A 15,716-nucleotide genomic window follows, 5' to 3' on the forward strand; every position below is an offset into this window, starting at 1 on the left:
TTAGAAATGATACTGGTGACCCTTGCGTTCGAGGAGCGACCCGCGGTCCCACATCCGCCGCTCCCACGCCTCGAACTCGTCTTCGAGGAACGGGAGCAGTTCGGCGGTGTAGTACGAGATGGGCGAGGGGATACCGAACGCATCGGGGAAGCACGCGAGCATGAACGCGTCCTCGTCGTCCTCGGCCTGCTTTTCTATCTTCTCATAGGCGGGGTGCGAAATCATCCCGTGGTAGAGGCCGCGGAGCCACTCTTCGACGAGTTCGCGAAAGGATTCGATGCGCGCGGCGAGCGTCATCAGTTTACACACTCACCGGTTCCCGGGCAAAAGGGTATCGTTCACGAACGTCCACGCTGGATACCTGCGATTTCATATGTGCGGACCCGGTAGGCCCGCTCATGAACGCGGGGGAGACGATTCCGGTGACGGTGCTGGGCGGGAGTCTCGGGGCGGGCAAGACGACGCTTCTCAACCACCTGTTGACACACGCCGGCGACCGCGACATCGCCGTGCTCGTCAACGACATGGGCTCCGTGAACGTCGACGCCGAACTGGTCGCCGACGAGTCAGACCTCGCGGTCGGCGACGGCGTGACCGAACTCTCGAACGGCTGTATCTGCTGTGAGCTACAGGACGACCTCGAAACCGCGGTCGTCCGCCTCGCGCGAGAGCGGTCGTTCGACCACCTCGTCGTCGAGGCCTCGGGCGTCTCGGAGCCCGGTCCGGTCGCCCGGCTGTTCGTCACCTCGCGGGCGGCCGCCCGCTACGACGTGGCCGGCCTCGCGACGGTCGTTGATTCGCGACTGTTCGCGGACACCTTCGGCGACGGCGACCCCGAACGAACCGTCGCCGAGGAGGGGGACGGCTCGGTACGCCCCCTGTCGGACCTCCTCGTCGAGCAGGTCGAGAGCGCCGACCTCGTCGTCCTCAATAAGCGCGACCTCGTCTCCGACGCGGAGCTCGCGGCGGTCCGCGACGCGGTCGAGGCGCTCCGCCCCGGCGCGACCGTCGTGGAGACGGACCACGGCGACGTGGACGTTGACCTGCTCCTCTCGGACCTCCACGACCCCGACGCGACCGTCGGCTGGCGGGCGGCGTTAGAGGGCGAGGCGGGTGGAGACGACGGGAACGAGGACGACCACGAACACGTCGAGCACGCGGACGCAGACCGCGACGACCACGACCACGACCACGGTGAAACGCCCCACGCGGAAGCGACCTACGGCGTCACGTCGTTCGTCTACCGCCGCCGGGCACCGATGGACCCCGACGGCGCGGCCGCGGTGCTGGGCAACCTCCCGGAGTCAGTCGTCCGCGCCAAGGGCTCGCTGTGGGTTGCCGGGGCCGAGGACGTACACTTCACCTACAGTCAGGCCGGCCCGTCGGCGTACGTCGCCGCCGCCGGCCCGTGGGTCGCCTCGCGCCCCGAGTTCGAACAGGACACCTACCGCCGCAACCACCCCGAACTCGACTGGCACGACGACCACGGCGACAGGCGGACCGAACTGGTGTTCATCGGCCGCGGGATGGACGAAGACGCACTCGCAGCCGCGCTCGACGCCCACCTGCTCGACCCCGGTGCGGACGCGAACGCCGGCGACTACCCGACCGACCCCGGCGCGGAAGTCGCGCTCGCGGAGCCGACCCGGGAGCGCGAGTCGGTCCCGACCACGGGCGCGACCCCGGAGGGCGGACGATGAGCGGCGAGTCGGAGAGCGCCGGCGGTGACGACGGGGAGCGCGGAGAGGAGATAGAGTGGGGCGAGGGCGACCCGAGGGTGCTGTTCGTGATGAACCTCGTCCTCTCGACGACGTTCGCGGCGGTGGTCGTCTACGGACTGTCGTACCTCGACCTCGCGGCCTTCTCGGTCGTCAACGTCGCGTCCGCGGCGCTCGTGCTCACAGCCGTCACGTACCTCGTGACGAACTGAAACCGCGGGATGCGTCGCCGACCCATTCTCCGCGTGAACTACCCGCAGGGCACCGCTGGCGGCCGATAGCCGCATTTATGTCCTTCGGGAAACCGCCTTCTCAGTAAGATGCCCATCGAAGACCGAGACGACGCGTACCTCATCACGCACGCGCTGGCGAAGGACACGCTCTCGCGCCTCCGGGACGTGGAGACGACGCAGGTCGCCTTCCGGAAAGGCCTCGTCAAACTCGGCCGCATCTGTGGCTACGAGATAATCGACGGCGCGATGGAGACCGAGTACGTCACCATCCAGACCCCGCTGGCGGAGACGACCGGCGAGCGCGTGAAGGGGCTCGACAACGTCGTCATCATCAACGTGCTCCGCGCCGCGACCCCGTTCGTGGAGGGACTGCTCAAGGCGTTCCCGCGGGCGAAGCAGGGCGTCATCTCCGCCGGCCGCGACGAGGAGGCGGGGATGGACGACGACGGCGGCTTCCCCATCACCATCGACTACGTGAAGCTCCCCGAGATCACGGAGAAAGACACCGTCATCGTGGCGGACCCGATGCTCGCCACCGGCTCGACGATGTGCTCGGTCCTCGACCACATCCTCGAAAACGCCGGCGTCGACCCCGAGAAGCTGTTCGTCCTCTCTGCCGTCTCCGCGCCCGACGGCCTGCTCCGCGTCGACAGCGAGTTCCCCGAGGTCGACCTGCTGACGGTCTCCATCGACGACTACCTCGACGACGACGGCTACATCGTCCCCGGCCTGGGCGACGCCGGCGACCGCGCGTTCCGCACGACGTAACTCGGTCTCCTCGCGTCGCGGCTCGCGGGCGGGCCGTCCCCGCCGCCGCCGACCCGAATTCGGGTAACGACTAAGTTACCGCCCGCGCACCTCCGACGCATGGACGAACCTCGCGCCACCGGAGGAACCCGACGATGAGCGACCCGTGCGACGGCTGTGGGCGGGCAGTCGAAGACGCCCTCGCCCGTGCAGTCCAGTTACAGGTCGACGGCTCGACCGTGGACGACCAGCGGCTCTGTCCGACCTGCTTCGCCGACTGGATAACCCGGTACGAAGAACAGATGTCGCCCAAGCAGTCGTCGGACGACTCGACGGACTCCGAGATAATCGTCGACTGACGGCTGCGGGCGCGAGCGCACTCCTCTGAACGCCGTCCGAACCCCCTCTTTTCGGGTCGAAAGTCGCCCACCGGCGGCCGACTGTCGTTCGAGTCGAACGTCCCGAACCGCACCCCCGTAGACTACTGTGAGAGACGTTTGCACGGGGTGCGCCGGAGTCGGAGCCCTACTCGCCGAACCCCTTCGTTTCGAGTCGAAGTCCGCCACGAACTCCGAAATCGGACGGAACTGAGAAACAAGAAAACGACAGCGGTGAGCACATGCAGTCGAAGTGGAATCAGAACCGCGGTGGTGCGTATTTATCTGCTGAATGACTATTTCAGGTATGTCTATTGTTGGAGAATTAATACTCTAACATTAATAAGAATTTACTACAATTAGTGTGTAAATAGAGATATGTTGGCCGTTGACATGAACAGCCATAAATATGCATCGTGACGAATAGTGATGTATGACTCGGAAGCTTGACCGCCGACAGTTTATCGCTGCGACAGGTGCCGTCGGTCTGGCCGGCCTCGCCGGCTGTTCCGGTGGCGGTGGCGAAGAGACGACGACGACGACGACCGAATCCGGTGGCGAAGAGACCACCACCGCCGAGGAGACGACGACCGAATCCGGCGGTAACGGCGGCACCGAGAGCCGACTCTCGTGGCACGCCGGCGGGACGGGCGGCACGTACTACCCCCTCTCGAACGAGTTCAAGTCCGTCATCGAGGGACAGACCGACTTCACGATTCAGGTGCAGTCCACCGGCGCGTCCGTCGAGAACGTCGGCAGCCTCGCCCGCGGCGACGCTGACTTCGCGCTGATTCAGAACGACGTCGCCTACTTCGCCCGCAACGGCGAGGGTATCGAGGCGTTCCAGGGTAACCCCGTCGAGAACCTCCGCGGCGTCGCCACGCTCTACCCCGAGACGATTCACGTCGTCACGCTCGCCGACACGGGCATCGAGACGCCGTCCGACCTCTCCGGTGCGACCATCAACACCGGCGACCTCGGCTCCGGGACGCAGGTCAACGCGACCCAGATTCTCGAAGCCCTCGGCATCTCGGACTACAGCGAGCAGAACACCGGCTTCTCGCAGGCCTCCGACCAGCTGAAGAACGGCGACATCGACGCCGCGTTCGTCGTCGGCGGCTGGCCGGTCGGCGCTATCGAGGAACTCGCCGCGACCGAGGACGTGCGCATCGTCCCCATCGAGGGCGAGGACCGCACGGCCGTCAAGGACGCCGCGCCGTTCTACGCCGACGACGAAGTCCCGTCGGGCACCTACGGACTGGAGAACCCCGCCCCGACCGTCTCGGTGCAGGCCATGATTGCGACGAACGCCGAGCAGCCCGAATCGACCGTCGAGTCGGTCACGAGCGCCATCTTCGAGAACGTCGACGAACTCACCATCAAGACTGACTTCATCTCCAAGGAGAGCGCCCAGGACGGCATGTCCATCGAGCTCCATCCCGGCGCGCAGGCCTACTTCGGCTGAGCCCGGGCGCTTCGCTTCGCTTTCGAACAGCGGTTTCCTACCCATCTTTCGATGCTTGATTCGACTCCCACACGTCTCCTCGTCGTAGTCGCGGTGCTGGCGGTCGCCGTCGGCGGGAGCGCCGCCGTTCCGGCCGGACAGGTGCTCGTCGTCGAAGATGCCGAGACCGGCGAGCGACTACAGACGATGCCGGTCGAAGAGAACACGACCGTCGCGCTCGAATACACCCACAGCGTCGAGAAAACGCGCGTCCTCGACGCCTACGCGGTCCAAGACGGCGAACTCGTCATGACCAAAATGGAGTTCAAGTCCTACGGCGCGGGCCTGCCCGCTCGGGCGAACGTGACGACCGAAAACGGCTCGTTCGTCTTCGACCCCGAGGGGAGCTACGAGGACCTGTACGTCAAACCCGGCCACATCGCCGGCCACAAGCTACACGTCGGTGACCAGACCTATGACCTCGTAGCGCTCTCCGACGCGCGCTCGGTCCGCCTGTACGTCACGCATCGCTCCGTCCTCGACGCCGCCCTCCACTGACCAACGATGAACCGAACACACGACGAGGGCCAATCCGACGGCCCCGACGACGAAGACGCCTCCCGGTCCGTTCCGGAGACCGACGCGGCACCGGCCGACTCGCCGATTCGAACCGACGGCGGTGAGCCGCCCGCTGACGACGACCGCGAGGCCGCGAGTACCGACGAAGAACTATCCGAAGAAGAGGCACAGGAGATGCTGGAGGGCATCGACCGGAAGCGGACGCTCTCGGGGTGGGCGGCGATTTTCACGTCGTTCGTCGCCATCTGGTTTTCCGTCTTCCAGTCGTGGCTGGCCGCCCGCGGCTTCGAGTTCGCCGCGACGATACCGCTCGTCGGCGAGGTGTCGCTCGGTTCGCTCCAGCTCCTGCAGGTGAACTCGATTCACGTCGCCTTCGCACTCGTGCTGGCGTTCATCCTCTTCCCGGCGACGACCGGCCACGGTCGGTTCGCTGCGGCACTCAGTCGCGTAGTTCCGACCCTCGCGTCGAACCTCGGTGAGGACAACCCGGTCACTCGCGTTGCCGCGGGAATCCGCCGGTTCGTCCGATGGCTCGCGGTCGACCCGGACCGCGAGCGCGTGACGCCGCTCGACCTGCTGTTTATCGTGTTTTCCGTCGCCACGGCGGCCTACATGGTGTTCGAGTGGTCCGAGATTCAGCGGCTCCGCGTGTTCGGCCTCGAAGCCGGCCGGACGGTCACCGAGTACCTCGGCGCGCCGTTCGTCTCGCTGTCCGAGACGCTCGGCCCGCTCGGCTTCCTCGCCGACGCGGTCGTCGCGGCCATCGGCGTCCTCCCCTTCGCGGACGTGTCCTACCCGTTCTTCCTCGGCGCGGTCGGCGTCCTCCTCGTCCTGGAGGCGACCCGCCGCTCGCTCGGGTTCTACTTGATGGTCATCGTCGCCTCGTTCATCGTCTACGCGAGGTTCGGTTACCTCATCTCGCCGTCGATGCCGCTGATCGGCGTGCTGTCCATTCCCGAGGGGTCGTGGGCAAACATCATCCAGAACCTCTGGTACAACACCGAAAACGGCGTCTTCGGCATCCCGGTCACCGTCTCCGTGCAGTTCATCTACATCTTCATCCTGTTCGGGGCGTTCCTGGAGATGTCGGGGGCCGGCCAGTGGTTCATCGACCTCGCGTACGCCGCGACCGGGACCCGCAAGGGCGGCCCGGCGAAGGCGTCCATCCTCGCGTCCGGCTTCATGGGAACTATCTCGGGTTCCTCCATCGCCAACACGGTGACGACCGGTGCGTTCACCATCCCGCTGATGAAGCGGTCGGGCTACCGCTCTGAGTTCGCCGGGGCCGTCGAGGCCTCCGCCTCCTCCGGCGGGCAGATTCTCCCGCCGGTGATGGGCGCGGCGGCGTTCCTCATGATCGAGTTCATCGGCGTCCCCTTCTCCGACATCATCATCGCGGCGGCCATCCCCGCCGTGGTGTTCTTCTTCGGCGTGTGGGTGATGGTCCACCTCGAAGCGACGCGGGCCGGCATCGGCGGCCTCGACCGCTCCGAGGTCGTCGACCTCGGCAAGCACCTCACCCGCGGGTGGTTCTACCTCATCCCGCTGGTGTTGCTCATGTACTACCTGCTGGTCGAGCGCCTGACGGTCGCGCGCTCGGCGTGGTTCACGCTCATCGCCATCATGGCGCTTCTGTCCGTCGTCGCAGCGTACAGCGAGCGGACCCGCGTCCCCCTCGTGGGCGCTATCGCGGCGGCGTTCGTCGCGCAACTCGGCTCCTACGTCACCACCGGCGTCGGCGTCATCGACGCGGTCACGGGCGGAAGCGGCGAACCGCTCGGCGCGACCGCCGCGCTCTTCGCCGCCGCGGGCGACCTCGGCGTCATCGCCATCTTCGTCAGCCTCGTCGTGATGCTCGTCCGGCCGGCGCTCGACTCGCCGCTGTTGGAGTTCGACGACGCGGTCGACGAGGCCGCCGACAACGTCGCCAACGCGGTCTCGCGGCCGTCGCTGTCGGACCTGAACGTCTTCCGCTACGTGACGTTCATCGGGAAGTCGATGGACTCCGGCGCGCGCACCTCGACCGAGGTCGTCGTCGCCGTCGCCGCCGCGGGCATCATCCCCGGCGTCGTCAGCGCGACCGGCCTCGGCCCGAACCTGACCGCGCTCATCAAGGCGGTCGCCGGCGGCTCTATCGTCCTCTTACTCCTGTTCACGGCTATCGCGTCCATCATCCTCGGGATGGGGATGCCGACGACGGTGACGTACATCATCCTCGTCTCGCTGCTCGGGCCGGCCATCGCGCAGTCTTCCGACATCCCGCTGCTCGCGGCCCACCTGTTCATCCTCTACTTCGGGGTGATAGCGGACATCACACCGCCGGTGGCGGTCGCGGCGTACGCCGCCTCCGGCATTGCCCGGTCTAATCCGTTCCGGACCGGGACGAAGGCGTTCTCGCTGTCGCTTAACAAGGCCATCGTGCCGTTCGCGTTCGCCCTGACGCCCGGCATCCTGCTCCTCCGCGGACGGGGCGAGGCCGCGGCGGTCATCACGTTCGCCGACGTGGCCGACATCGGCTACTTCGTTCCCGAGGTGGTCATCCCGGTCGCGGGCGTCTTCATCGGCGTCATCGGACTCGGCGCGACCGTCATCGGCTACCTCTACAGCCGCGTGTCGCAGACCGAGCGGGCCCTGTTCGCCCTCTCGGCGTTCCTGCTCATGGCCCCGATGCTCCTGTTGAACGCCGCGTTCGACCTCGGGAGCTTCCTCGGGCTCGTCGGGACCGTCCCTGACACGGTCGCCGTCGACCTCGCCATGCGTGCGGTCGGTGGCGCGCTGTTCGGCGCGCTCGCCGTGAAAAACCGCCGCGAGACGCGTGAACGGGCCGCACCGACTCCCGCAGAACAAGTCGAACCGACCGACTGAACAGAAAAGAACCCCGCGGCCGCGCTACTCGATGTCCGCGCGGCCGCTGGTCGCGCTTCTGATGCGGTCGCGGAGGTCCGCCCCGTCCTCGACGGGAACGCGGACCTCGAACGACACGTCGGCCTCGTAGGCGGCCTCGAACTCGACGCCCGCGCTTTCTAACAGCCCGCGAACGCTCCCCGAGTCGTCGTACTCGACGGTCGCGGTGAACCGCTCGTGGGGGAGTTCCTCGACGACGCCCGCCGCGTCGAGCGCCTCCTTGACCGCGCGGGAGTACGCGCGGGCGAGGCCGCCGACGCCGAGGTTGGTGCCGCCGTAGTAGCGCGTCACGACGGCGGCGACGTTGCGCACGTCCTGCTGGACGAGGACGTTGAGCGCCGGTTTTCCCGACGAGCCGCTCGGCTCGCCGTCGTCGCTCTGATACTCGCGGAGCATGACGTTCCCCCCGCCGGGGACCGACGACGAGGCCGACCCGGCGGGAACCCGGTAAGCGGGGACGTTGTGGGTGGCGTCGGGGTGGCGCTCCTCGATTTCGGCGACGAACGCCTCCGCCTCCTCGACCGTCTCCGCGGGGGAGACATAGCCGATGAACTCCGAGCCGTTGACCTCGAAGCGGGCGTCGGCCCGGCCGGCGACGGTTCGATAGGCGTCGGTCATGCCACCGAGTTGGCGTCGCGGCGTGGAAAAGCGTTCGCACCGGGGCGTCGTCGGCCCCGCGGGGGCGACGGGAGCGGTGGGCGCGGCGGACGGTGCGAGGATGTGAACGGGAAGCGACGCGCTACTGACCGCAGGCGTCCGCGTACGACGTACACCCGTTTTGGATGCAGACGCCGCAGAGGTGGCGCGTCTCGGAAATCGGCTCACCACAGCACATGCAACTGCGCATGGACACCATGCGAATAGCTACCGTGCGATGTTACAAGAATCTTATTGCCACGTTGACAGAATATTCGCGGAGGAAGACGAGTCCGCTCAGGCGATGATAATTCGGCGGACGAAATCGAGGTTCGACAGGTCGTTGAGCAGGTCGCCGGGAACCGGCTCGTCGGTGATGATGTAGAGCTTCGGGTCGTCGGTGAACTCGGGGTCCTCGCTTATTGTCTGGCGAATCGAGATGCCCGCGTCGGCGAGCTTCGAGGTGACGGTGGCGACGATGCCGGGCTCGTCGGCGTCGGCAACCTCGACGGTGAGCACGGAGAGGTTGAGCACCGGCGCGAGGTCCATCAGGCTCGGAATCGACGAGATGTTCTGGAAGATTCGTCGAAGCTCCTCGTCGGCGAGGATGGCGTCGGTGGTCGAGTCGACGACGCGCCTGTCCACGTCGGCCTCGCGGGCGATGCCGGTGTTCGGTATCTCGATGCCGCCCGAGACGACCCGTCCCTGGTCGTTGACGGAAAAACCCCGTTCCAAGAGGAGCCGGATGACGGCCTGCTGGCTCGGGCTGCCCTCGAACTTCTCCATAATCTCGTCGAACATTCGTTGGTCCGGGAATTTGCGGGCGGGTGCATTAAGTGGTACGTCGCCGACGGCGGCTGACTGGAGGCGTCGCGTGGGCGTCGCGTGGACGACGCCGCGGGCAGGCGACCGACGCCGCGGTCGGGGAGTGGGTTTAACCGTCGGCGCGGATACCCGTCGTGCATGCGCGAGCTACGCACCTGCGACTTCTGTGGGACCGACGCCGTCGGCGTGTTCGAGGTACTGCCGCCGGAGTTGACGCCGGCCGACGACCAGCGCCGCGTCGTCCTCTGCGAACACTGCGAGGAGACGCTGAGCGAGGTCATCGCGCCGCTTCTCTCCCGGCTCGGCGTCGACGCCGGCGTCGACGTGCCCGACGACGCGCGGGCCGAGACGGGCGCGTCCGCGGCACCGGAGCGGACCGCGAGCGGGTCGGGCGGCGAGGCCGCTTCGGTCGACGTGAACGCGGTCGACCCCGCGCCGACGCCGCCGGAACCGGCGAATCACGACTCGCCCGACGAGGCAGACGACCACGAGGAGTCAGGAGACGGCTCGGATGACGACGGCGCGGACGAGGCCGAGGAGTCCGACGGTGCCGCCCGGGTGGCCGACGAAGCCGACGACGAAACAGAACCGGCCGACAGCGAATCCGAGTCGGTCGACGCCGAGGACCGCCAAACTGGCGGCGGGTCGCCCGACCGGAGCGAGGAGCCGCCGAAGTTCCGGAAGGTCATCCGCATCCTCCAGAACCGCGAGTTCCCCGTCGAGCGGGCGGAAGTCGAGGCGCTGGCGTCCGGCGCGTACGACCTCGACGACGACGAGGTCGCCGACATCTTCGACTACGCGGTCGAACGCGGCCTCCTCGTCGACGACTCGGGGACGCTCCGGCGACCCTGAGCGGTCGAGTGCGGGAGGTCGGGGAGAACGGGACGGACTGGCGACTACAGCTTTCCTTTCGTGCTCGGCGTGTCCGAGCGCCGCGGGTCCACGCGGGTCGCGTCGTCGAGCGAGCGTGCGAGCGCCTTGAACAGCGCCTCGACCTCGTGGTGGGCGTTGTCGCCTTCGACGCCCGCGTGGAGCGTGAGGCCGGCGTTCATGGCGAGCGACATCGCGAAGTGTTCGGCCATGTGGCTGGTGAACTCACCGACGTACGGCTGGGAGAACTCGCCCGAGAACTCGAAGAAGGGGCGGCCCGACACGTCCACGACGACGGAGGCGACGGCCTCGTCGAGCGGGACCCTGCGGTCGGCGTAGCGGACGATGCCGCGCTTGTCGCCGAGCGCCTCGGTGAACGCCTCGCCGAGGACGATGGCCACGTCCTCGACGGTGTGGTGGTCGTCGATGTGGAGGTCGCCGTCGCACTGGACGGTCAGGTCGAACAGGCCGTGTTTGGCGAAGGCCTCCAGCATGTGGTCGAAGAATCCGATACCGGTGTCGACGACCGCGTTGCCGTCGCCATCGATAGACAGCGTCACGTCGATAGTCGTTTCGGACGTCTCGCGGGAGACGGCCGCGCGTCGGTCGGCGTCGCTCATGTCGCGTTCGAAGCAGGCCGCGCATATAGGGATTCTCGTCGTGCGGAGGCGACCGCAACCCACCGCAGCGTCAGACGCACGTCTGACGGACGTTCATGGTTTCGGACGTGTACCGTGGGGTATGCAGCGAAAGGGAGCGCTGGTGGTGGGCTACATCATCTGCGTCGGGGGACTCCTGCTCACCGCCCGGTCCGGGGTGGCTGTCGCGCTCGGCGTCGCGCTTGTGACGCTCGCGGTCGGCGCGGCGGTTCTCGGCGGAGGCGTCCTGAGTGGGCGATAACCGACCAATTCGGGGGAAATCGAGTCGTCCAGGGGCGACCGATTGATGCGGCGCGGAGCGACTGCCAGTCCGAAACGCGACGTGGTGACGGTCAGTATGCTCGTCCTCGCCGGGCCGTTCCTCGCGACCTCGCGTCCCGAGACCGCGATTATCGGCGCGCTGTTCGTCGCCGTCGGCGTCTACGGGACCGTCGAGAGCCTCGCCGCGGCCGTCCTCGCGACCTCGCGTCCCGAGACCGCGATTATCGGCGCGCTGTTCGTCGCCGTCGGCGTCTACGGGACCGTCGAGAGCCTCGCCGCGGCCGTCCTCGCGTACCTCGACACGTAGCGCCGTAGCGTCGCGTGGCCGTGTGGCGTCTCGGCGCGGCGGCGACTACGCCTCCATCGCTTCTTCGAGCGTGAACCGCCCCTCGTAGAGCGCGGTACCGACGACAGTCGCCGCCGCGCCCGCCTCGCGAAGCGCGCGGATGTCGTCGAGCGAGGCGACACCGCCGGAGGCGACGACGGGGATGTCGACCGCGTCGACGACGGCCGAGGTCGTCTCGAGGTGGACGCCTTCCAGTTGCCCTTCCACGTCAACGTCGGTGAAGAGGATGGCCGCCGCCCCGAGTTCCTCGTACCGGGCGGCCGCCTCGGCGGGGTCGAGGCCGGTGCCTTCGGTCCACCCGGAGACGACGACCTCGCCGTCCTTCGCGTCGAGGCTGACCATCACGCCGTCGGGGTAGTCGTCGGCGAGTTCGGCGACGATGTCGGGGTTCTCGACGGCCGCGGTGCCGAGGATGACGCGGTCGACGCCACGGTCCAGAAGGTCGCGGGCGTCGTCGGCGGTGCGGATGCCGCCGCCGAGTTGGAGCGGCACGTCGACCGCGTCGAGGACGGCGTCGACCGCCGGGGCGTTCTTCCGCTCGCCCTCGAACGCGCCGTCGAGGTCGACGAGGTGCAGCGTCTCCGCGCCGGCGTCGACCCAGCGGCGGGCGGCCTCGACCGGGTCGCCGTAGGTCTTCTCGGTGCCGCGTTCGCCCTGCACGAGTTGGACGACTTCGCCGTCTTGCATGTCGACTGCGGGGACGACTTCGAACTCCGGGAACATACGCCACCGTGGGCGAGCGACGTGCGTAAACGCACCGGATACGGCGACCCGAGTTCACCGAGGAACGTAACGAGCGAACCAACAGTTCGGAACGGCTTTGTCGCGCCGGGGTGCACACACACTCAATGAAACTCTTCGGTTCCAGCGGTACCCGCGGCGTGGTGGGTGAGAGCCTCACCCCGGAGTTCGTCCTCCGCGTCGCGAAGGCCGCCGGCACGGTCTGGAACGCAGACCGAGTCGCCATCGCACGCGACACCCGAACCACGGGCGAGATGTTCGTCAACGCCGCCGAGTCCGGGCTGGCGAGCGTCGGCGTCGACGTGGACGACCTCGGCGTCGTTCCCACCCCCGCCGCGGTCCGGTACTGCGAGAACCAAGGCGTTCCGGGCGTCGTCATCACGGCCTCGCACAACCCCCCGGAGTTCAACGGCGTCAAACTCGTCGGCGACGACGGCGTCGAACTCGCCGTCGAGGAGTTAGAGCGCATCGAAGACCACATCCTCGCGGAGGAGTTCGACGTGGCCGAGTGGGACGCGGTCGGGGCGACCCGACGGGTCGACACGGCGAACGACGACTACCGCGAGGACCTCCTCGCCAGCGTCGACCGCGAGAAAATCGCCGACGCGAACCTCACGGTCGCGCTCGACCCCGGCCACGGCGCCGGCTCGCTCGTCACGCCCGACTTCCTCCGCGAACTCGGCTGTGAGGTCCGCACGGTCAACGCCCAACCCGACGGCCACTTCCCCGGTCGCCAGTCCGAACCGGTCCCCGAGAACCTCAGCGACCTCGAACGCCTCGTCCGCGCGACCGACGCCGACGTGGGAATCGCCCACGACGGCGACGCCGACCGGGCCGTCTTCGTGAACGAGCGCGGCGAGTGCATCTCCGGCGAGGCGTCGCTGGCCGCCCTCGCGGCCGCCGCGCTCGAACCGGGCGACGCGACCGTCTCCGCGGTGAACGTCTCCCAGCGCCTCGTCGACGTGTGCGAGGAGGTCGGCGCCGACCTCGAACTCACGCCCATCGGCGCGACGAACCTCATCACCCGCATCCGCGAACTCTGGCGCGAGGGTCGGAACGTCCCCATCGCGGGCGAGGGTAACGGAGGCGTGTTCTACCCGAACTACCGCCTCGTCCGCGACGGCGCGTACATCGCGGCGAAGTTCCTCGAACTCGTCGCCGAGCGCCCGCCGAGCGAACTCGTCGCGCCCTACGAGGACTACTACAACGTCCGCATCAACCTCGAATACGACGAGGAATCCGAGTTGACGGCGATGCTCAACGCCGCCGCCGACTACGCCGAATCGGCCGACGCGACGCCGAACACGACCGACGGCTACCGTCTCGACTACGGCGACGCGTGGGTGCTCGTCCGCCCCTCCGGGACCGAGCCGAAGGTCCGCGTCTACGCCGAGGCTCGCTCCGAGGAGCGCGCGACCGAACTCGCCGAGGACGCCGCCGACGCGCTCCGAAGCGCGGTCGCGACGCTGTAACTCGGCGGCAGAACCGACGGAAAAGAATCTCTTTTCGCGCGCCGCTCACAGGCTAATCGCCGCGAACAGGAGCGCCAGCGCGCCGAACACCAACAGCATGAAGCCGCGTTCGAGGTCGTCGCCGTCGAGTTCGTCGTCCGGCGGGTCCTCGCGGGTCGGGTCGAGGACGAACTCCGGGTCGTCCGAGCGGGCGACCCGACGGGCGGCCGCGGCGCTCTTGAGCAGTCGGCCGCCGAGGGCGAAACAGCTCAAGCCCACGACGATGGCGACCAGCGAAATCGGATTGACGCTCAGCATCGGCCCGCGACTGTGGTCATCGGCCGGTCGGTTTGGTGGCGGCCGTGGTCATCGCGTCGGTCACACCCGTCATCGGTCGGCTCGCATCGGTCACTCGTCGTCGTAGACCGCGTCGGGGTCGAAGACGCGCTCGCCGACGTGCTCGCCCTCGACGGTGCGGTAGAAACACGACCGGTGGCCGGTGTGGCACGCGCCGACGTTCTGGTCGACGAGATACAACAGGGTGTCGGCGTCGCAGTCGACACGAACCTCTCGAATCTCCTGTGTGTGGCCGCTCGAAGCCCCCTTCTCCCAGAGTTCGTCGCGGCTCCGCGAGTAGTAGTGCGCCCGGCCCGTCTCGACGGTTCGGTCGAGCGCCTCGGGCGAGACGTACGCCAGCATGAGCACCTCTCCGGAGTCGGCGTCCTGCGCCACGGCGGGGACGAGTCCGTCCTCGCCGAAGTCGACATCGACGGTCATGATTCGGGCCACGCGGTCGTGGGGGTTATCTCTTGTGCGTCGCCGCGCGGACGGCGCTCGACACCGACTCTCCGCAGGAACTCAGACGATACCGAGCGCACCGAGGACGCCGAAGAGGATGTCGCCGTAGACGAACGCGACGACGAGGCCGACGAACATGGGAACGAGAAACGGGATGCCCGGCGAAATCCACACCGACTCGCGGGCCGTCACGAGTTCCAGTCCGCCGCGGAGCTTCTCCGGCGAGGTGCCGTAGGCGGTGCCCTCGATGCTGTCGAGGAACCGGGCCGCGCCCCACGGGTCGTCGAACGACGCGTCCGCGTCGGCTTCGGCGGGGTCTCCGGAGGCGTCACCTCCGGCGTCCACGGTCTCGTCGTCGCCGAGGTCAGTCGAGACGCCGCCGTCGGTGGCCGCGCGGTGGACCGCGCCGTCGGTCGGGTCGAACGTCTCGCCGATGCTGTCGGGGTCGCGGAGGGCGTCCGGGTCCGAACGCAGGTCCGCGAGCGTGAGGCCGCGCCAGCGGAGGTACATCCGGAGCGCGTCGAGGTCGAGGCCGTTCCGCGTGATTCCCTCGGGCGACTCGAACAGGCGGCCGTGGGCAGTCGAGAGCGACGCGACGGAGACGCGGCGGCCGACGAACGAGATGGGGAACTCGAACTCGCCGTCGGCGAGGTTCCGGGCGGCGAGGAACAGCGGGTACGCGAGGCCGACGATGACCGTGTTCGTGAGAATCGTCATCGAGAAGACGCCGAGGCGGGTGGCGGCGAGCGGGAACTCCGTTCCGGCGAGGGTGTAACTGGGGAACGTCGGGAGCAGGACGGCGAACACCATGAGCGCCTTCGCGTCCGCGCCGCCGAAGCCGCCGAGCCGCCAGAACAGGTACGAAAGCGGGACGACGAAACAGATGCTCACGGCGACGCGAATCAGATAGAGCCGGTCGAAGACGGTCTCGGGCGGGAGGTGGCCGACCAGTTCCCACGCGAGCAGGACGACGCCCAGCGCCGCGAGCGGATACCAGACGACGTTGGGGACGCGGCGCGTGCGAACGTCGCGTACCGCGGTCCACGCGAGGACGGGGAGCACCACCAACCGCAGGAGGTCGGGGAGCGTGCCGATACCGAACATACCCGCAGACTGGGGGCAGGGGG

19 protein-coding genes are annotated in these 15,716 nt (G+C 68.0%); 11 read left to right on the top strand and 8 right to left on the bottom strand.

All coding sequences use genetic code 11. The annotated features are described in order from the left end of the window. Entirely contained in the window at positions 1-297 is a 297-nt protein-coding gene (locus AM590_RS10340; protein ID WP_058827416.1) for a hypothetical protein, read from the bottom strand. Between the two features lie 101 nt (positions 298-398). On the opposite strand from AM590_RS10340, the gene AM590_RS10345 reads away from it, so the two are divergent. The 7 genes from AM590_RS10345 (at position 399) to AM590_RS10375 (ending at position 7,963) form a co-directional block, all read left to right on the top strand. Then, positions 399-1,700, top strand: coding sequence for a GTP-binding protein (locus AM590_RS10345; RefSeq protein WP_058827417.1), 1,302 nt, complete (start codon positions 399-401; stop codon positions 1,698-1,700). Beyond that, the gene (locus AM590_RS10350; protein WP_058827418.1) at positions 1,697-1,930 is read left to right on the top strand and encodes a hypothetical protein; all 234 of its coding nucleotides are present in this window, start codon (positions 1,697-1,699) and stop codon (positions 1,928-1,930) included. The genes AM590_RS10345 and AM590_RS10350 overlap by 4 nt, the downstream gene beginning before the upstream one ends. Before the next feature lie 108 nt (positions 1,931-2,038). After that, the gene (gene upp / locus AM590_RS10355; RefSeq protein ID WP_008090895.1) at positions 2,039-2,719 is read left to right on the top strand and encodes a uracil phosphoribosyltransferase; all 681 of its coding nucleotides are present in this window, start codon (positions 2,039-2,041) and stop codon (positions 2,717-2,719) included. 134 nt (positions 2,720-2,853) lie between these two features. Then, entirely contained in the window at positions 2,854-3,057 is a 204-nt protein-coding gene (locus AM590_RS10360; RefSeq protein WP_004974143.1) for a hypothetical protein, read from the top strand. Between the two features lie 451 nt (positions 3,058-3,508). Next, entirely contained in the window at positions 3,509-4,540 is a 1,032-nt protein-coding gene (locus tag AM590_RS10365) for a TAXI family TRAP transporter solute-binding subunit (protein WP_058827419.1), read from the top strand. A gap of 51 nt (positions 4,541-4,591) precedes the next feature. Continuing rightward, positions 4,592-5,077 (top strand): DUF1850 domain-containing protein, encoded by a 486-nt coding sequence (locus tag AM590_RS10370; RefSeq protein ID WP_058827420.1) that lies wholly within the window; start codon positions 4,592-4,594, stop codon positions 5,075-5,077. Between the two features lie 6 nt (positions 5,078-5,083). Beyond that, on the top strand, positions 5,084-7,963 hold the full coding sequence (locus tag AM590_RS10375) for a TRAP transporter fused permease subunit (protein ID WP_058827421.1): 2,880 nt from the start codon (positions 5,084-5,086) through the stop codon (positions 7,961-7,963). A gap of 24 nt (positions 7,964-7,987) precedes the next feature. Here the strand turns inward: AM590_RS10375 and AM590_RS10380 are convergent, their stop codons facing one another. Further along, the gene (locus AM590_RS10380; RefSeq protein ID WP_058827422.1) at positions 7,988-8,620 is read right to left on the bottom strand and encodes a YigZ family protein; all 633 of its coding nucleotides are present in this window, start codon (positions 8,618-8,620) and stop codon (positions 7,988-7,990) included. 315 nt (positions 8,621-8,935) lie between these two features. Continuing rightward, a complete protein-coding gene (locus tag AM590_RS10385) occupies positions 8,936-9,439 on the bottom strand; it encodes an ACT domain-containing protein (protein WP_058827423.1) in 504 nt (167 codons plus the stop codon). Between the two features lie 162 nt (positions 9,440-9,601). On the opposite strand from AM590_RS10385, the gene AM590_RS10390 reads away from it, so the two are divergent. Next, entirely contained in the window at positions 9,602-10,315 is a 714-nt protein-coding gene (locus AM590_RS10390) for a hypothetical protein (protein WP_058827424.1), read from the top strand. 44 nt (positions 10,316-10,359) lie between these two features. On the opposite strand, the gene hisB is transcribed toward AM590_RS10390, so the two are convergent. Next, complete coding sequence (gene hisB, locus AM590_RS10395) at positions 10,360-10,953, bottom strand: imidazoleglycerol-phosphate dehydratase HisB (protein ID WP_058827425.1); 594 nt, start codon at positions 10,951-10,953, stop codon at positions 10,360-10,362. A 121-nt stretch (positions 10,954-11,074) separates the two neighbouring features. Here hisB and AM590_RS21115 point away from each other — a divergent pair, with 121 nt between their 5' ends. Then, positions 11,075-11,233, top strand: coding sequence for a hypothetical protein (locus AM590_RS21115; protein ID WP_253245054.1), 159 nt, complete (start codon positions 11,075-11,077; stop codon positions 11,231-11,233). Positions 11,234-11,278: 45 nt separating this feature from the next. Continuing rightward, positions 11,279-11,560 carry a hypothetical protein gene (locus AM590_RS10405; protein ID WP_058827426.1) on the top strand — a complete coding sequence of 94 codons (282 nt, stop codon included), beginning with the start codon at positions 11,279-11,281 and terminating at the stop codon, positions 11,558-11,560. Between the two features lie 45 nt (positions 11,561-11,605). On the opposite strand, the gene hisA is transcribed toward AM590_RS10405, so the two are convergent. Next, positions 11,606-12,322 (bottom strand): 1-(5-phosphoribosyl)-5-[(5-phosphoribosylamino)methylideneamino]imidazole-4-carboxamide isomerase, encoded by a 717-nt coding sequence (gene hisA / locus AM590_RS10410; RefSeq protein WP_058568838.1) that lies wholly within the window; start codon positions 12,320-12,322, stop codon positions 11,606-11,608. A gap of 125 nt (positions 12,323-12,447) precedes the next feature. Here hisA and glmM point away from each other — a divergent pair, with 125 nt between their 5' ends. Next, positions 12,448-13,812, top strand: a complete 1,365-nt coding sequence (gene glmM / locus AM590_RS10415; RefSeq protein ID WP_058827427.1) for a phosphoglucosamine mutase — start codon at positions 12,448-12,450, stop codon at positions 13,810-13,812. A 45-nt stretch (positions 13,813-13,857) separates the two neighbouring features. Here glmM and AM590_RS10420 read toward each other — a convergent pair whose 3' ends face one another. The 3 genes from AM590_RS10420 to AM590_RS10430 form a co-directional block, all read right to left on the bottom strand. After that, positions 13,858-14,109, bottom strand: coding sequence for a hypothetical protein (locus tag AM590_RS10420; protein WP_058568836.1), 252 nt, complete (start codon positions 14,107-14,109; stop codon positions 13,858-13,860). 90 nt (positions 14,110-14,199) lie between these two features. Beyond that, the gene (gene hisI / locus AM590_RS10425) at positions 14,200-14,568 is read right to left on the bottom strand and encodes a phosphoribosyl-AMP cyclohydrolase (protein ID WP_058827428.1); all 369 of its coding nucleotides are present in this window, start codon (positions 14,566-14,568) and stop codon (positions 14,200-14,202) included. 81 nt (positions 14,569-14,649) lie between these two features. Continuing rightward, positions 14,650-15,693 carry an A24 family peptidase gene (locus AM590_RS10430; protein ID WP_058827429.1) on the bottom strand — a complete coding sequence of 348 codons (1,044 nt, stop codon included), beginning with the start codon at positions 15,691-15,693 and terminating at the stop codon, positions 14,650-14,652. Between the last annotated feature and the right edge of the window lie 23 nt (positions 15,694-15,716).

This window comes from Haloferax sp. Q22, from assembly GCF_001482285.1.
Taxonomy (GTDB): domain Archaea; phylum Halobacteriota; class Halobacteria; order Halobacteriales; family Haloferacaceae; genus Haloferax.

Excerpts from the sequence above, each read along its gene's own strand:
- AM590_RS10340 (WP_058827416.1), bottom strand. The coding sequence starts at position 297 with ATGACGCTCGCCGCGCGCATCGAATCCTTTCGCGAACTCGTCGAAGAG.
- AM590_RS10345 (WP_058827417.1), top strand. The coding sequence starts at position 399 with ATGAACGCGGGGGAGACGATTCCGGTGACGGTGCTGGGCGGGAGTCTC.
- AM590_RS10350 (WP_058827418.1), top strand. The coding sequence starts at position 1,697 with ATGAGCGGCGAGTCGGAGAGCGCCGGCGGTGACGACGGGGAGCGCGGA.
- upp (WP_008090895.1), top strand. The coding sequence starts at position 2,039 with ATGCCCATCGAAGACCGAGACGACGCGTACCTCATCACGCACGCGCTG.
- AM590_RS10360 (WP_004974143.1), top strand. The coding sequence starts at position 2,854 with ATGAGCGACCCGTGCGACGGCTGTGGGCGGGCAGTCGAAGACGCCCTC.
- AM590_RS10365 (WP_058827419.1), top strand. The coding sequence starts at position 3,509 with ATGACTCGGAAGCTTGACCGCCGACAGTTTATCGCTGCGACAGGTGCC.
- AM590_RS10370 (WP_058827420.1), top strand. The coding sequence starts at position 4,592 with ATGCTTGATTCGACTCCCACACGTCTCCTCGTCGTAGTCGCGGTGCTG.
- AM590_RS10375 (WP_058827421.1), top strand. The coding sequence starts at position 5,084 with ATGAACCGAACACACGACGAGGGCCAATCCGACGGCCCCGACGACGAA.
- AM590_RS10380 (WP_058827422.1), bottom strand. The coding sequence starts at position 8,620 with ATGACCGACGCCTATCGAACCGTCGCCGGCCGGGCCGACGCCCGCTTC.
- AM590_RS10385 (WP_058827423.1), bottom strand. The coding sequence starts at position 9,439 with ATGTTCGACGAGATTATGGAGAAGTTCGAGGGCAGCCCGAGCCAGCAG.
- AM590_RS10390 (WP_058827424.1), top strand. The coding sequence starts at position 9,602 with ATGCGCGAGCTACGCACCTGCGACTTCTGTGGGACCGACGCCGTCGGC.
- hisB (WP_058827425.1), bottom strand. The coding sequence starts at position 10,953 with ATGAGCGACGCCGACCGACGCGCGGCCGTCTCCCGCGAGACGTCCGAA.
- AM590_RS21115 (WP_253245054.1), top strand. The coding sequence starts at position 11,075 with ATGCAGCGAAAGGGAGCGCTGGTGGTGGGCTACATCATCTGCGTCGGG.
- AM590_RS10405 (WP_058827426.1), top strand. The coding sequence starts at position 11,279 with ATGCGGCGCGGAGCGACTGCCAGTCCGAAACGCGACGTGGTGACGGTC.
- hisA (WP_058568838.1), bottom strand. The coding sequence starts at position 12,322 with ATGTTCCCGGAGTTCGAAGTCGTCCCCGCAGTCGACATGCAAGACGGC.
- glmM (WP_058827427.1), top strand. The coding sequence starts at position 12,448 with ATGAAACTCTTCGGTTCCAGCGGTACCCGCGGCGTGGTGGGTGAGAGC.
- AM590_RS10420 (WP_058568836.1), bottom strand. The coding sequence starts at position 14,109 with ATGCTGAGCGTCAATCCGATTTCGCTGGTCGCCATCGTCGTGGGCTTG.
- hisI (WP_058827428.1), bottom strand. The coding sequence starts at position 14,568 with ATGACCGTCGATGTCGACTTCGGCGAGGACGGACTCGTCCCCGCCGTG.
- AM590_RS10430 (WP_058827429.1), bottom strand. The coding sequence starts at position 15,693 with ATGTTCGGTATCGGCACGCTCCCCGACCTCCTGCGGTTGGTGGTGCTC.